Raw genomic sequence first — 15,035 nt, 5'->3', positions numbered from 1 at the left:
CTGGCATTATCTCGCCATTTCTGCCGCCATGACGAACATATTTATGAGTTCACGGCCTGACATGGACGCGCTTTCTGTCCTGCGGCGTCTGACCGCCTTCAAGCCGCTTCTGATCCTCTTCATGCTGTTCTGCGCCTGGCCGATCGTGGCCGGCATGTACCACATGATCACCCATCATGCCTGGATGATGATGGACATTGACGCGGTGCTCTGCGGCGCCCGGACCCTGGCGGCCGGCCATTCGCCCTATGCTATCCATCCGCCGGTTTGCGCCGGGGTGCGGCCGGCGGCCTATGTCTACGCGCCGCAGGTGGCTTACCTCTTCATGCCGTTCGTTGAGCATTTCGGCATCAATGGGGCTCGTACCCTGTTCCAGTGGGTATTGCTCTATCCGGCGACCCTGTTCCTGCTATGGTTCGCCCTGGTCCGTTCATTCACGCATATCGACGTCCGCTGGCGCTGGCTGGCCTTTTCCGGCCTGACCGCCATGACCTTCCTGTGCGCCAATGTCGGGATCGTCATGCACGCCCTGGTGCTGGCCAGCCTTCTGCTGTTCCGGCGCAAAGACGTTGCGCTGGCCAATATGAGTCAGTCGGATGTCTTTCTGGCGCGCCTGCCCTTTACCGTGACGGTGCTCCTGTGTTCCTGCGTCAAACCGACCTTCCTGGCCTATTTCGTGATCTTCATGCTCGATGATGTGGCTTTGTGGCGGCGGGGTTTCGCCTTTCTGTGGCGGGCGGTGGCAGGTGTTGGCGTCAACCACCTGATGGTGATCACGGATGGTCATTTCGGTAAGGCGTGGCAACGGACGCTTCATTCCGTCACCCTGGCGCGGCAACCCGGCATGGGCTGGTTCGAACTGACCAATCTGGTCTTCCATGTGCCGGGCAAGTCGGACCTGAACTGGCAACTGGCGCTTGGTTTCATGATCGTCATGGGACTTGCGGGCATGGCCATCGCGCAATGGGGCAAGCTTGAAGAAGATGAACGCCTGTTGTTCGGCATGGGACTGGTGCCGCTGATGATCCCGCGCATCCTCGATTACGATATGATCCTGATCGCCCCCTATGCTGCCCTGCTGATGGCGGTGGCCTATCGTATCGGCGGCGGCATATTCCGCTTTATACTGTCGTGGCTCTTTGTCGGCTGGTTGGTCTGGGGCGTGTTCAGTTTTATCCTAGATGTGGATTTCTGGCACCGCACCTCCATGGCCATGCTGCTGTTCGGCTGCCTGACGGTGGTGGTGGCCGGGCGTGTCGTCGTCTCGCGGTTAACTAAGCAAACTGAAAATACAACATAAAACCGGCCGCGGCGATCATCAGCAGAAAAGCCAGTCCGCCCAGGATATTCGACCAGGCGCCATTGGTATATTCCCCCATGACGGCCCGATTGTTCGAGATATGCAGGACAATGGCGATGATCACCGGCGAAGTCAGACCATAGAGAATGGCCGACCAGATCAGGGCCTGTATCGGACTGATGCCGATATAGTTGATCCCCAGCCCCACCAGCAACGACACGACGATCACGCCATAGAAGGCGGGGGCTTCGTGCAGGCGCTTATCCAGACCCTCCTGCCAGCCGAAGGTCTCGGAAATGATGTAGGACAGCGACCCGCTCAGCACCGGAATGGCCAGGAAGCCGGTACCGATAATGCCAATGGCGAACAGGTAATAGGCCCCTTGTCCGGCGATGGGTTCCAGTGCCTTGGCGGCCTCTTCAACCGTATCGATCTGATGGATGCCAGCATTGAAAAGGACGGTGCCGGTGGTCAGGATAATGAAATACATGACGATATTGGAGAACAGCATCCCCATGTCGACATCGAACCCGACCTCCTGGATATAGCGCTTGTCCACCACGACATGGCGGTGTTTGACGGTCTCCACTTCCATGGTGGTCTGCCAGAAGAAGAGATAGGGCGAGATGGTGGTGCCGAGAATAGCGACCAGAACGCTGATATAGTCCTTGTTGAACTGGATGGCGGGGATGAAGGTATGCCGAACCACGCCCGGCCAGTCGGTTTTCACCAGGAAGGGCACGACAAGGTAGACCAGCAATATGGCGCACAGCCATTTCAGCACCGCGGCCATGCGCGCATAGGGCAGGACGATAATGGCGGCCAGCAGCAGGCCGGTGAAAACGACACTGAAAATCAGCGGACTGACGGCCGGAAAGATCAGGTTGGCGACGGCGCCCATGCCGGCGATATCGGCGCCGATATTGAGAACAATGGCCGGAAAGCTGAACAGCACCATCAGCCACAGGACGGGGGCGGGATAGTTTTTGCGCAGGATGCCGGTCAAGCCTTGCGTGGTCACCACGCCGATGCGGGCACACATTTCCTGCACCGCCGCCATCAGCGGGAAGGTGATCAGGGCGGTCCACAGGGTGGTCAGGCCATATTGCGCCCCCGCCTGGGAATAGGTGGCAATGCCGGAGGGATCATCATCACTGGCGCCGGTGATGAGGCCGGGACCGAGCAGGTTCCACAAGGCTTTAAGACCTTTTGGCTTTTCCTTTTGGATATCCGTATCCGGCATAAGGGCTCCGCATGTCTGTAACAGGCTGCGAACACGAGCGTGCCGGTTCGCCTATATTTTTTCGCTGATCTTGATGGCGACCCGGCATCCGGTTTTGATAAGCGCCGAAAGCAGAGGATAGCCGGTGGCTTCCCGCGCGCCCTGGTCGACGGCACGATCGTGATGGCCGATCTCGTCCTGGCGGAACTGGGTCAGGCGCTGCGCCAGCGCCGGATCAGAGGTTTCCAGTTCGGCGATCTGCTCGGCATAATGATCAGCGATAACATCTTCCACGGCTTCGGTGCAGGCATGGGCGGCCTTTTCGCCCAGCAGGGCCGTGCCGACACCAAGTCCCAGCGCCGCCAGGCGCCAGATGGGCGTCATGGCCGTGGGGCGGACCTGTCTCTCACGCAGCAGGCGCTCGAAGGCATCCAGATGCACCTGTTCCTCGCCCTGCATATGGCTGAATTGTTCGCTCAATTCCCGCTTCGGCGTATCGGCAAAGACCATGCTCTGGCCCTTGTAGATCTGCACGGCCGCCAGCTCGCCGGCATGATCGACCCGCAGGATTTCCTCCAGCCGGCGCCGCGTGGAACCGTGGCCGGGGCGGGGAGGGACGGGTTTGGCGGGCGACATCATGGGCACGAACTCAATAGGGCCGGCTGGAGCGGTACTTCGACTTGAAACGCAGCGAGGCCAGCAGACTTAAGGTAGCCAGAACAGCGGATACGATGGCATTATAACCGGCCATCGACAGGCCGAACATGCGCCATTGCGCCACATCGCACATCGGGGCCCGCGAGGCGGCGCCCGCCAGGAAGGCGGCCATCTGGTCGAGGCTGATTTCGGCGCCGGAGGCAGTGCAGCTTTCTGGGCCGCGCCACCATTTCAGTTCGACGCCGGCATGGAAGAAGGCCAGGGCCGCGCCGGTCAGGAAGATGGCGAAGAGAACGAACGAAAAGACGCGTGGCGGTCCCTTGGCGCCGGTAAAAAGGGCCCAGATGCTCGCTACCATGGATACGCCGACGGCGATCCAGTAGATGTCGCGTTGCTTCAGGCACAGATGGCAGGGGGCGAGATGGCCAAACAACTGGAAGGACCAGGCGGTCGCCAGCATGGCCAGGGAAACGACCAGGGCGGTGATGCTCCACCAGCGGCCGAAGGCCAGCATGAACTTCTTGGCGAACCTGTTTGATTTGTGCGCGGTCATGAAGGTTTGTGTCTAATGAGGAATAAATTTGACAGCGAGTATGCCGGCCACCAGAAGCCCGACAACAATGGTGCCGACCAGATAGAAGCGCTTTTCCATCAGTTCGGTGATTTCAGGCCCGAAACGCTTTACCAGGGCCGCGACCGCGAAGAAGCGTAAGGAACGGGTCAGGGCCGAAGCGATAAAGAACCACACGAGGCTGAATTGCGCAAGGCCGGCGGCGATGGTCACCAGCTTGTAGGGGATAGGCGTCAGTCCCTTCATGAAGATGACGCCGACGCCCCATTTGGCGAACCAGGCATGGAACTCTTCCAGGCCCTGCGGATGGCCGAACAGGGACAGAATCCAGTGACCGATGGGCTGGGCGTAATAACCGATGGCGTAGCCCAGAAAACCGCCCGCAACGGAAGCGACCGAACAGATGAAGGCAGTGCGCCAGGCGCGTTCCGGCTTGGCCAGCACCATGGGGATCAGCATGGCATCAGGCGGGATGGGGAAGAAGGACGCTTCGGCGAAGGAGACGACGGCGAGGACTTTTTCGGCGTGTTGGGTGCCGGCCAGTTTCAGCAGCCAGTTATAGAGACGACGCAGCACGGAGGCTCCTTGGATGGGGTCAGGCAGACTGCCTTATCAGGAGTTCGCTGCCTTGTCGCCTGCGTGACGCGTGCCAGGCGCAAAAAAGCGCGCTCACATCGCGTAAAAGCGACATTTTCAATGTGCGGAAGGCTCTGGCATTAGGTTAATTCGACAATGCCTTAACAATAACTCATTTGTAATTGGTGCTGTCACAAGGCACATAGTAGCTTCCCTACGAAGGATTCGTCTTAATGTCTCAAGATTCGCTGCCTCTCGACGAGTATATGCCCTATCGCCTGGCCGTGGCCTCCAGTGCCGTCAGTGCCCTGATCTCGACGGCATATGAGAGTCTCTATGGTCTCAAGATACCGGAATGGCGCCTGATCTTTATTCTGCGCGAAGATGGTCCCACCACACAGCAGGCCCTGGTCAAGCGCGCCGGCATGGACAAGGTGACGATTTCACGCGCCGCCCAGGCCCTGGCCAAGCGCAGGCTGATCACCCGCGCGCCCCACGAACATGACGGCCGGTCGCACCACCTGATCCTGACGGCCGAAGGCGAGCGGCTCTATGCTGATGTGGCGCCGGCCGCCGCCGAATATGAGCGCATCATGCTGGCTGGCTTCACACCGGAAGAGGTGGTGCAGTTCAAGAAACTGCTGCGCCGTGTCGAGGAAGCGGCGCTGAAAGCGCATAATGGCGCCGAAGGCTGATCGCTTCGCAAATTAGGCGTTGTGGACTCGCATCCCCTTTGGCAATCTGTTAACCTTTCGGGGTGAAGACAGGCGCGTGAAAGGGAGGGTTCATAATGCACGGAAATTACGACGCTCCCGATGGGCCGGACCCCGTTGCCCCGCCTAACGACTTTCCATCCGATCCCGTTTTCTACCACGATGCGCCGCTTCTGGCGTTGTTGGTCTGGGGCATCATCATGGCGCTGGTCGTCTGGGGCGTGTACCGCATTGTCCGCCGCAACCAGTGGGAAAGCTTCTTCGCCCACGTCAAAACCGTGAAGCTGGTTGAGACGGCTTCGCGCCTGGCTCAGGCCAGGGCGTATGAAGCGCCGGGGACGCTCAGCCCGGACGTAGTCGGTCTGGTCAATGCCATCAGCGGTGAAACCCGCCGCTGCGGCAAGGAAATCCGTAACGAATACAGCAAGCTTGAAAAGGCCCTGAGCGGTGTGAAGGAAGTCGATGCGCCGGCCGGTTATGGCATAGGCGGCATAGGCGAAAACTCAGGCACCATCATCAATATCGCGGTCAGTAACAGTCCGAACGGTCAACCGGTGGCGGATGCCGTACAGACGGGCGTCCATAACGGGCAGCCGGTCGCCCAGATTGGCGCGCCTTTCGCCCAGCCGCCGGCGCCGCCGCTCAGTCACCAGGCGCGGATATACAAGGCCCTGAACGCTCTGCACGAGGAATGGAAAAGCACGCGCTCCATGGCCGGCCTGTTTGAGAATGCGCGCATCCAGCTTATCGATACCCCCGTCTGGACGCCGCCCCTGCTGCCGCGTGTCGGCGAGCCTGGGGTTCGGGGGTAGATATGGCGCTTTTTCTACTCGATTCGGATTTCAACGGCCCGTTTAATGACGCGCCCCCCGATCCCTATTATGCCGATGTTGGCATAGCCTATTTCGATCCGTTCCTGATTTATGTCTTTCTGGCGCTGATGGTGACAGTGGTCATCGCGGTGGCCATCGGCGCCTATATCGGCCGGCGTCAGGCGGCCATGCGGCTTGACGAGGCCAAGCGCCGTTCGGTCGATCATATCTATGACAGCATCCGCTATCGGCTGAATCAGGCGCTTGAGGCGCGGGGACTGGCGATCATCGAACGCGCGGCCCTGGTGCGGGATGAGGTGCATAACCGTCTCGGCCATGTCATGGCCCTGGTCGACAAGCCCGGCAAGAACCTGGCCGAACTCGAAAAGGCCATGCCGCCGCCGGAACCGCCGAAGCCGGAAAAGCCAAAGCCCAACAAGGTCAAGATTGCCATGTCGGCCGAGGAGCAGATGATTGCGGTGTGGGAAAGCCTTAATGCCTTCCGGGTATTCTGGAGTAACGAGGACTATGTGAAGAGCCTGATCCGCGCCGCCCAGGACGAATTGGCGCGGACGGATTCCCTGGCCTATGTCCGCCAGTTGGAAGCCCAGTACCTGCCTTCCCCCGAACTGGTGCGCTGGCGTCCGGCCTGGCCTCTGGCTCGAAAGAATGGCGCGGCGGCGGTGGTGACCGAGGCGCTGAATGATGCCGACAAGGCGGGCGCCGCGCCTGTAGTTGCGGCCACGCCCGAACCTGACCCGACGCCGCCCCCTGCGCCAAAACCGGACCTCAGGAAGCTGCCGGCGCACAAGCGCAATATGCTGGCATAAAAACGCTCTGTCTGGCTCTTGCGCCATCCGTGAAAAGCCTTTATCAACCCGCTTCCTTCCCTGCGCCCCTGTGGTGGAATTGGTAGACGCGCCGGATTCAAAATCCGGTACCGAGAGGTGTGTCGGTTCGAGTCCGACCGGGGGCACCATTTACGTTTTTGCAAACGCAAAAATATTGAAAAACCTCTTAAAATCTGGTAGTTTATGCGTGTAACAGGCCACGGCTGTCCACCCGTATCCGCTCGCATCCACTGCGATTTTGGGGGTATATGGGGGTATGGCCGCCCGACTGTCGCACGTATGTCGCTCATACGTTCCAGGAGGGAACATGGCACTATCTGATATGGCGGCCCGCAACGCGAGGCCGAAGGCTAAACCGTTCAAGCTCTATGATGAAGACGGTCTTTATCTCTTCATTTCACCGGCCGGTGGCAAGTATTGGCGAGTGAAATATCGCTGGCAGTCGGCTGAGAAAACCTTATCGGTGGGTTCGTACCCCGAGATAACCCTAAAAGAAGCACGAGAAAGGCGAGACGACGCCCGCGTGCTCCTCGCGCATGGGGTCGATCCGTACCAAGAGCGTAAGCGCCTGGAGAAGGCAAAAATTCTGGAAAAGAGCAGCACCTTGCGTGTGGTCGCGGCCGAATTTATCGAGAAAAAGCGAAAGGACGGCTTTTCAAATAAGACCTTATACAAAATGGAATGGTTCTTTTCCCTTGTTGAAAAAGACCTTGGCGATCAGGCGCTGAACGATCTAATGCCTTATGAGATACTTCAGGCCATTCGTAAGGTTGAAGAAAACGGACATTACGAGACTGCCAACCGCATCAGAGGCTTTCTCTCGCGCGTGTTCCGTTACGGTGTCCTTACTGGCAGAGCCGCAACCAATCCTGCGGCGGAGTTGGGCGAAGCGCTTATCAAGCCGAAGGTGCGCCACCACGCCGCCATCGTAGATCCCAGTGCATTTGGTCAGCTCTTGCGGGACATCGATGCCTATAACGGCTTTATCGGCACGCGGCTCGCCCTAAAGCTGGCGCCCCATGTGTTCGTTCGACCGGGCGAACTTCGTAGTGCTGAATGGAAGGATATGGACCGCGACAACTGCGTGTGGAAAATACCCGCCGAAAGAATGAAGATGCGAGAACCTCATTCCGTTCCTCTATCTCGCCAGTCGCTGGCAATTTTAAACCAAGCACATCTCAGGTTCGGTAACTATACGCTAGTGTTTCCGGCGCGCAAAAGTTGGCGAAAACCCATGTCCGACGTCACCTTAAACAAGGCTCTGCGGACAATGGGTTATAGCAACGAGGAAATGGTGTCACATGGCTTCCGTAGTACGGCGAGCACGCTTCTCAATGAATCGAGGCTATGGGCGCCCGAGACAATCGAATTGGCCCTGTCGCATGTGGACGACAGTGTACGCGGTATCTACCAGCGGAGCCAGTTTTGGGACGAGCGAGTCGAAATGGCGCAGTGGTGGTCAGACTATCTTGATCATCTGAAAGCGGGCGTTGATATCCAAACACCGAAGCAATTCGCTCAAAAAAAGAAGGCTGCCACCCGTCCTACTGAGGCAACGGGAAGCTATTCTTCTAATGTGACAATGACTGTCCGTTTTCCTGGACAGAGTTATGGCTAGAGACATCAGTTTGAACTGTCATGTCACATACCCTGCTCAGGTAAGTGTGCGCCGCACAATGTGCGGCCACATTTTACCGTGTGAAAATCGGAACAAAAAAGGTACGGAGTGAAGGCAAGATAAAGGCTCAACTCCTGTTTCGCGTAAGCCTTTGTCTGCACATCGGTTTTCAGGATTTAACGCAAAAATTGGGAGTTAATACATGGTAACGCATTGTTTTTATTTATTTATATTCCCATTTTTGCGTTGCGATAAATTTGTTGAAAATGAGGGTTTTTAGCCTCCCCTGGCCTCTGGACGGCCGGTAAGCTAAAAGCCCTCGTAGGTGGCCTGGAATGCCCGTACAGAGGCGTCAAGAGGTTATGCGTACCAAAGTCGGGAGTCGTTCTTTGGCCGTCCCAGTCCCTCGCTGGTGTCTCTTCAAAGAGTGTCTTCGATGGTATCTTCAAGGCCTGGAGGTGGACCATGGCGACAGAGAGTATAGACAAGATTTCATATCGCATAGATGAGGCGGTGAAGGCTTCGGGCCTGGGCAGGTCATTTCTTTACGAGAAGATGGCCGAAGGCGCTCTGCGTTCAGTGAAGGTTGGCGGACGACGGCTGATCTTACGTCGTGATTTGCTGGCCTTTATCGACGGCGGGAGTTCAGTGAAAGAACCTGCCCCACAGACCTCTCCCGTGGCCCATGAGGCCAAGGTAGCCAGTGGCCAGCGTGGTAGCTGGGCTCAACTTGAATTGCCGCTGCGGGGGCAGAAATAGGCGTATTTTGCCCTTGATTGCCCCTAGCGGAAAAGCGGTAGCTCACGCCCGGTTGCGGTGCTAGACTCGTATTTCGATATAGGAATCTCCATGCTGGCCGATCAGCTCTCGCACCTGCCCGATACCAAACAACGCGAGCTTGAGCACGTGGTGAAGGTGCTGTTCGATACATTCGAAAATGCGACCAAGACGAAGCTCTCCGGCAAGCGTAAGGCCGGGCGCATCCTGAAAGTGATCCTCTTTGGATCATATGCGCGCGGCGGATGGGTGGAAGACCGTCTGTCGGGTTATCGCTCGGACTATGACATCCTCGTCGTGGTCAGCGGTCACGAGTTCACCGATCTGCAAGAATATTGGTCAGGCGCCGACGACACATTTGTCCGTGAATATACTCTTACACATGAGCTGAACACGCCGGTTAGCTTAATCGTCCATAGTCTTCAGGACGTGAATGATCAATTAGCCAAGGGGCGTCCGTTCTTTAGTGACATAGCGCGTGACGGCATCATGCTCTTCGAGGCCGAGGGGCATCCGCTGGCAAAGGCCAAACCACTATCTGCTGATGAGGTCAGGGCCGAGGCACAAGGTTATTACGATCAGTGGATAGCAAACGCAGAGCGACGTTTAGAAACGGCCGACTACCTACTGAACAGATCGCAAACTGATCAGCAATGGACAAAGGATGTCGCTTTCACTTTCCATCAAGTGACAGAGGCTCTCTACCACTGCGTCCTGCTAGTCCTCACACTTTACAGTCCGAAATCTCATCGTCTCAGCTTCTTGAGATCGCAGGCAGAGGGCTTGGACGAGCATCTACGCGACATCTGGCCGGACAGCGATAAATTTGCCAGGCGGTGCTTTGCAAAATTGCAGAGGGCCTATGTTGAAGCACGATATTCGGCTGAATATGAGATTGCCGCCGAGGAGCTAGAATGGCTGCGCGCACGGGTCATCCTTTTGCGGAATGTGACGAAGCAAATTTGCGAAGCAAGACTAGCACTATAATTTCGCCTCTTGGCCCTTAGGAGACATGGGCACACATTCGAGGCATGTAAAAAGCGGAACTAGCTATGAGAAGCCGCTCAAGACTACGGATGTTGTGGCCACATATCATTTCGCCATCAACCGGAAAGCTTCGACTTGCAGCCGACGAATGTGCTCCGTGACACGGCAGGCATGCCGAAGGTAACGTCGGCCCGAAGCGCGGCCTGGGGCACACTGCCGAAACTATCGAGTCCACTGGCCGCGAGGCGATCGAGGGTCTTGCGCTGACCGGGGGCCAGGGCTTCAAACCAGTCGGGATTGAAGAATACGTTTTCGACGTGTTTGACGACGAACTGAAGAAACACCTCGACTTGCCGATCTGGTGCGATGGAGGCGAGCTGATCGGCTATAATCTTTCCGGGCGCACCGGGCTTATCGAGCCATGACACGCAAATGTAGCTTGTCGGGTCTCCGGCGAACGTCGAGATGAACAATTGCTCCAACTGTTCAGTCGAGTTTCCGTCTTGGATGTCGTTGCCGTTGAGGTCGGTGAAAGCCGACCAGGCGCCGGCCGCCATGAATGGCAGAGCGGCGTCGCACTTCAGAACCAGTGAGCGCAGAACCTCCGGCTGTTTCCCCGCGAGCGCTTGCTTCAACGTGCTGAAGGTGGCTCTCAATTCCCGCTGAGACGCTTTAATGCCGACATCCATTGTCTTCAGCCAATGCTGGATCGCAAGCTGTTCTTCAAAGGTCCGGCCCTTGTCGGAGTCGCGCAGCATGTCACGCATATTACCGGATGCGTCCTTGCCGTGGAGTTCCCGGCTCAAGGTTCGGAAGGCCACGGCCAAGAGCTGATCCACGCGACCGGTGAAGGGTTCATTTTCAATGCAAGAAAAGAGCTCACGATCATGTTTTGCGCAGTAGCCGTTGAACGCTGAAGCCTGGCCGATACCGATGAGATCGGGTTTGAGCCGGCCGCCGGTCTTTTCGAAAACAGTGACATTGCCCTTATATTGAATGACCTGGCCGTTTCGAGCGATCTTCGTCAGATTGGGGCCGCGCGAAACCGTATGGGCGTTGATGATCTTCCCTTCACAGGCGCCAAAATCGCCTCCTTCGGCGAAACAGCTCTTTTTTTGAAAGGCCTTCTTATTGATCTCGACCACTTCCCAGGGATTGCCTCTGGGCTGTTCAACGCGATTCAGGTGACATTTCTTATATTTGAGGCCCGAATGGCACCAACAGGGTTCATTTCGGCCGGGCATTTTGAGTGGCATGAATAGATTCGTTCCCCGCCCCTAAAAAGCGGGGCGCTTTCTGTATATTATGCACATCTTGGCCCTTCTCCTCGGTGATGCCAACTGAAGGATTTTTGCGGCTGTTTTATTTCAGTCGGAATGCGCATGATGGTGCCGGAAGGAGACATTAGATGTCGACCAAAGATCTTTGGGATCGGTTTGTTAAAGCTGTCGAGGCGGACCAAGGTGGGTTTCGGGCGCCTCCGCTGGAGATGACTGCCATCGTCGTCCAGATGGAACGCCGCTTGCAGAACTGGAAGGTCAGCACGCTGGCAGATTTTGCTGGCGTTTCGGTATCGACGGTCGAACGGGTAGAGAGGGGTGAGCCGGTATCACGCGAGTCGCTGGATCAGATAGCGGTAGCGCTGGGCCATGAGGTCGGTCATTACACCGAGCCCCGCTGGCCAAGGCCGATGGAAGACGTGCATGCCGAGATGGCAGAGCAGTTTGGGAACATGGAGGTTGTTAAGGTCAAGGTGCTCAAGACCCAGGCCGACGTTCGCCAGATCGCCAATTGCCACGCATGCCTGCCGGTGACCCCACAGTTGCCAGCCGAGTTTCAGGATGAGGTGCTGGGCCTTGTCGAGTGGTTCGACCTGGCGGGTTTCCTCATGTGCGGGGCCCTGAATGGCGGTCACGGCGGGGAGGGCCGCCGTCGTGAGCTGTACTCAGATATTTTGGAGGCTGTAGCGGATTTGGAGCGTAAAGGCCTGACCGTGCTGTGTGGCGTCATGGATGCGCCTCGCCCTGACTTTGAAGACCATAGGGTGGCGGTGTTGTCGGTGTCGCAGAAAGCAACCGATCCGGGCGCTCCCAAGCGCAAGATTATGCTGATCGATCGGCGACTGGCCTATGGTCCGGGGCGATCCCTGTGGGATATTGAAGAGTCTGTGGGTAGCCAAACGGGCGATGAAAAATCCACAACTAATCCTTGCGCGTAGGGTTTCGTTTGACGCAAGTTGGGTTTGAGCGAGATTCGGTGGTGATGGCAAAAGGTCCGAGAAGAGTATCGATAATGGTTTCGTCGACCGTGTATCAGATCGAGCCTATGCTCGATCAGATATTCGCGATGCTGACTGCCTTCGGATACGATGTTTGGATGTCCCACAAAGGCACTATCCCGCTGAATCCAGATTTGAACAACTTCGAGAACTGCCTTATTGCGGTCGAGCGCTGCGATATTTTTTTCGGCATTATTACGACTGCCTACGGTACGGGCGTTGAACAGAAAGGCGAACAGTCGATCACCCACAGGGAATTACTCAAGGCGATTGAACTGGATAAGCCTCGGTTTATGGTTTGCCATAAGAATGTGTACTCCGCGCGTGCGCTCCTGAATACATTGTCATCTGGCGGAAAATCATTGAAAGGCGCGGAAGGGCGTTCGGTGCTGACACTCGATAGCAAGTCTGTTCTGCATGACCTAAAGTGCATCGATATGCTAGAGGCGGCCAATCGAGAAGATGTCAAGGAACTGGCGGACCGGACGAACAACTGGACGCAACCGTTTGATAGCGAGGCGGATGTGTTGCGCTTTGTGACCACGCAATTTGATCCCGAAGGCAATAATGTCGAGCTACTTCGCCGCATTCAGGAAACGAAAGAGGTTGCCGACCACGCGTCCGCTCCCGCTGTTGCGAAAGCCCTTACAGCTGAGAAAGGGCAGGCATCATGATTGATCCGACTGTCTTGAAACGCATTTCTGGTGGTGAAGGCGTAGCGACGGGTATTGTGCGTGGCGCCTTCAGCATGCCGGCGGTGGCGCGGGAAGTGTGCGGGTTTCTCAATTCGGTGACAGGGGGGACTGCCTTTGTTATCCCAGAGCCCAGGCTTGTGGCCGATCAGAAGCGCGGCTTGCTGGAAACGTTCGAGAGTCAACTCAAGGAGCTGATCACCCCGTCCGTCCTGTTTTCGGTCGATTTGGAAGAGGCCGACGACATGCAGGTTTTCGTCGTCAACGTTCCGCCTGGCAGCGATCGTCCGTACGTCGCTGAGGGCGCGATCTGGGTTCGTCAGGGCACGGAAACTCTTCGGGCGAAGGCTGATGACATTCGCGGCATGTTTAGTGCGGATCCGTTGCCGGAACGCTGGGAGCGGCGAATTTCTCCGGCCCTGGAAGAGGTGGATATCGACTACGAGCTTGTCCATGCTGTGCTGTCGCAGGCAAATGAGACCGGTCGCTTTCATTCTTCGGATATGGGTTCACCGAATGCGTTCCTTTCGCAGGTCGGGCTGTGGCGTGCGAGCGGGTATACGAATGCGGCTGACATCCTATTCGCCAGGTTTCCTCAGCAGCGGCATCCGCAGGTGCGGGTGCAGTTGGTGGAATACCGCCGAGATAAGACGGACGACAGTTACGAGCATTATGAGTGGTTTGAAGGGTCCGTGCTCGAAATTGCGGAACGCGTATTCAAAGTGTTGAGTGGCTATATCCGCAGGCGGGCAGAGTTCAGCGAAGGCTCGATCAAACGGGATGAGCGTCAAAATTATGAAGGGTTTGCGCTTCGCGAGGGTATCGTGAACGCCTTGGCTCACCGCGACTATGCGTCGTATTCCGGTGGTGTAAAGGTTTCGGTCTTTCCCGATCGGATTGAATTCTGGAATTCGGGTCGGCTGCCGCGTGAAATCAAAGCCGCCGATTTGCCCCGCGGGCACCAGTCGTACCCGGTTAATCCGGATATCGCCCATCTGTTTTATCTCAATGATATGATGGACAGAACTGGGCGAGGCGCCGAGCGTATTGCCGATAGTGCCAAGAGGCTGGGGGCGCCTCCGCCTAAATGGCGTGATGATGAGGGCGGCGTGACGTTGACCGTGTTCGCGGCGCTGGGACGAGAGGATGCCCGTAACCAGCAATTAAATGTCCGCCAGAAGGCCTATCTCGACGCGGTTGCACCGGGCGAAGTCATGACGTTGGCGGAATACGGGGCGCGGTTTGCTGAAGGTTTGAACCCGCGGCAGGCCAGTCGTGATCTGTCAGAACTGGTGAGCTATCGTTTTGTCCGGAAAGAGGGATCGGCCCGCGCAACCGTATATCGGCGCGTTAGCTGACAAATCTCGACATCGCAGTCGTTAGACTATGCGATAGCCAATTCATTCTGGATGGTGTCCGGGCATTGGCAAGCAAGGTGTTTTAGTCGGCTTCCTCAAGAGTAGGGAGGATAAATCTCGACTTTATGTCGACATACTAGACGTGACGATTTTCGTGTATCTCGACATTATCCCGACGTGCCTGACGTGTGGACGAAAGGAAGTGACGCGCGAGGCAATAGCCGATTTTCAAGAAATTGTCGGCATGAAATGAAAAGAGATCGTCTTTGAATCTCGACATATCTCGACATTAGCGTCGTGGGTGCCACATATTGCTTCGGCCAGTAGGCGGCGCCCCTGTGCGGGGCGCCGCCTACTGGCCGAAGCAATCAATGAGATGGATGAACTCCAATTTTATCAAGATTCGGCATTTTGTCTAGTCTTGAGGGCGAGGCGTTACTCCGGCACAGCGCTCGCCAAGTCGCCGTCGGTGACGCGAGTGACGGCCCAGCCCTTAGGCTGTGCCAGTCTCTGTCCCAGCGTTTCCATGTGTCCGTCGTCAAAGATATTGGGACAAACTCGGTCGCAAAATAGTGGAGGGTTTGGCCTCGGTTTAGGTGGATATTACGCCGCTGTTTTCTGAT

General features: G+C 56.9%; 15 protein-coding genes, 1 tRNA gene and 1 pseudogene. 11 read left to right on the top strand and 6 right to left on the bottom strand.

Features of this window, described 5'->3' with window-relative positions; all coding sequences use genetic code 11:
* Positions 1 to 43 precede the first annotated feature (43 nt).
* On the top strand, positions 44 to 1,300 hold the full coding sequence (locus BLO49_RS11045) for a hypothetical protein (RefSeq protein WP_139159673.1): 1,257 nt from the start codon (positions 44 to 46) through the stop codon (positions 1,298 to 1,300).
* Here BLO49_RS11045 and BLO49_RS11040 read toward each other — a convergent pair.
* Genes BLO49_RS11040 through BLO49_RS11025 form a run of 4 tightly spaced genes read right to left on the bottom strand, consistent with a single transcriptional unit; the run spans position 1,275 to position 4,326 of the window.
* A complete protein-coding gene (locus tag BLO49_RS11040) occupies positions 1,275 to 2,543 on the bottom strand; it encodes an NRAMP family divalent metal transporter (protein WP_090648378.1) in 1,269 nt (422 codons plus the stop codon). The two genes, BLO49_RS11045 and BLO49_RS11040, sit on opposite strands and share 26 nt — an antisense overlap.
* 51 nt (positions 2,544 to 2,594) lie before the next feature.
* Positions 2,595 to 3,161: a demethoxyubiquinone hydroxylase family protein gene (locus tag BLO49_RS11035; RefSeq protein WP_090648376.1), complete on the bottom strand. Its 567-nt coding sequence runs from the start codon at positions 3,159 to 3,161 to the stop codon at positions 2,595 to 2,597.
* A 10-nt stretch (positions 3,162 to 3,171) separates the two neighbouring features.
* Complete coding sequence (locus BLO49_RS11030) at positions 3,172 to 3,732, bottom strand: disulfide bond formation protein B (protein WP_090648373.1); 561 nt, start codon at positions 3,730 to 3,732, stop codon at positions 3,172 to 3,174.
* Between the two features lie 12 nt (positions 3,733 to 3,744).
* Positions 3,745 to 4,326, bottom strand: coding sequence for a YqaA family protein (locus BLO49_RS11025; protein WP_170828307.1), 582 nt, complete (start codon positions 4,324 to 4,326; stop codon positions 3,745 to 3,747).
* 233 nt (positions 4,327 to 4,559) lie between these two features.
* On the opposite strand from BLO49_RS11025, the gene BLO49_RS11020 reads away from it, so the two are divergent.
* From BLO49_RS11020 to BLO49_RS10990, 7 genes are all read left to right on the top strand, one after another.
* Positions 4,560 to 5,021: a MarR family winged helix-turn-helix transcriptional regulator gene (locus tag BLO49_RS11020; RefSeq protein WP_090648370.1), complete on the top strand. Its 462-nt coding sequence runs from the start codon at positions 4,560 to 4,562 to the stop codon at positions 5,019 to 5,021.
* A gap of 95 nt (positions 5,022 to 5,116) precedes the next feature.
* A complete protein-coding gene (locus BLO49_RS11015; protein ID WP_090648368.1) occupies positions 5,117 to 5,851 on the top strand; it encodes a hypothetical protein in 735 nt (244 codons plus the stop codon).
* A 2-nt stretch (positions 5,852 to 5,853) separates the two neighbouring features.
* On the top strand, positions 5,854 to 6,681 hold the full coding sequence (locus BLO49_RS11010; protein ID WP_090648365.1) for a hypothetical protein: 828 nt from the start codon (positions 5,854 to 5,856) through the stop codon (positions 6,679 to 6,681).
* Positions 6,682 to 6,745: 64 nt separating this feature from the next.
* A tRNA-Leu gene (locus tag BLO49_RS11005) sits at positions 6,746 to 6,830 on the top strand.
* A gap of 179 nt (positions 6,831 to 7,009) precedes the next feature.
* Positions 7,010 to 8,320: a tyrosine-type recombinase/integrase gene (locus BLO49_RS11000; protein ID WP_090648363.1), complete on the top strand. Its 1,311-nt coding sequence runs from the start codon at positions 7,010 to 7,012 to the stop codon at positions 8,318 to 8,320.
* A gap of 465 nt (positions 8,321 to 8,785) precedes the next feature.
* A complete protein-coding gene (locus BLO49_RS18610; protein WP_245678991.1) occupies positions 8,786 to 9,079 on the top strand; it encodes a helix-turn-helix domain-containing protein in 294 nt (97 codons plus the stop codon).
* Positions 9,080 to 9,169: 90 nt separating this feature from the next.
* Positions 9,170 to 10,084: a HEPN domain-containing protein gene (locus tag BLO49_RS10990; RefSeq protein WP_090648360.1), complete on the top strand. Its 915-nt coding sequence runs from the start codon at positions 9,170 to 9,172 to the stop codon at positions 10,082 to 10,084.
* A gap of 116 nt (positions 10,085 to 10,200) precedes the next feature.
* On the opposite strand, the gene BLO49_RS10985 is transcribed toward BLO49_RS10990, so the two are convergent.
* A complete protein-coding gene (locus BLO49_RS10985) occupies positions 10,201 to 11,229 on the bottom strand; it encodes a hypothetical protein (protein WP_245678990.1) in 1,029 nt (342 codons plus the stop codon).
* 36 nt (positions 11,230 to 11,265) lie between these two features.
* Positions 11,266 to 11,328: pseudogene (locus BLO49_RS18725) on the bottom strand (SEC-C metal-binding domain-containing protein); the annotation flags it as partial.
* Positions 11,329 to 11,492: 164 nt separating this feature from the next.
* Here BLO49_RS18725 and BLO49_RS10980 point away from each other — a divergent pair.
* The 3 genes from BLO49_RS10980 (at position 11,493) to BLO49_RS10970 (ending at position 14,412) form a co-directional block, all read left to right on the top strand.
* A complete protein-coding gene (locus tag BLO49_RS10980) occupies positions 11,493 to 12,302 on the top strand; it encodes a helix-turn-helix domain-containing protein (RefSeq protein WP_090648355.1) in 810 nt (269 codons plus the stop codon).
* A 74-nt stretch (positions 12,303 to 12,376) separates the two neighbouring features.
* Positions 12,377 to 13,036 carry a DUF4062 domain-containing protein gene (locus BLO49_RS10975; RefSeq protein ID WP_170828306.1) on the top strand — a complete coding sequence of 220 codons (660 nt, stop codon included), beginning with the start codon at positions 12,377 to 12,379 and terminating at the stop codon, positions 13,034 to 13,036.
* Entirely contained in the window at positions 13,033 to 14,412 is a 1,380-nt protein-coding gene (locus tag BLO49_RS10970) for an ATP-binding protein (protein ID WP_090648349.1), read from the top strand. The genes BLO49_RS10975 and BLO49_RS10970 overlap by 4 nt, the downstream gene beginning before the upstream one ends.
* Positions 14,413 to 15,035 lie beyond the last annotated feature (623 nt).

Source organism: Asticcacaulis taihuensis, from assembly GCF_900100255.1.
Classification (GTDB): domain Bacteria; phylum Pseudomonadota; class Alphaproteobacteria; order Caulobacterales; family Caulobacteraceae; genus Asticcacaulis; species Asticcacaulis taihuensis.
Note: the sequence above shows the minus strand (reverse complement) of the source record. Positions and strands in the feature narration are given on the sequence as shown.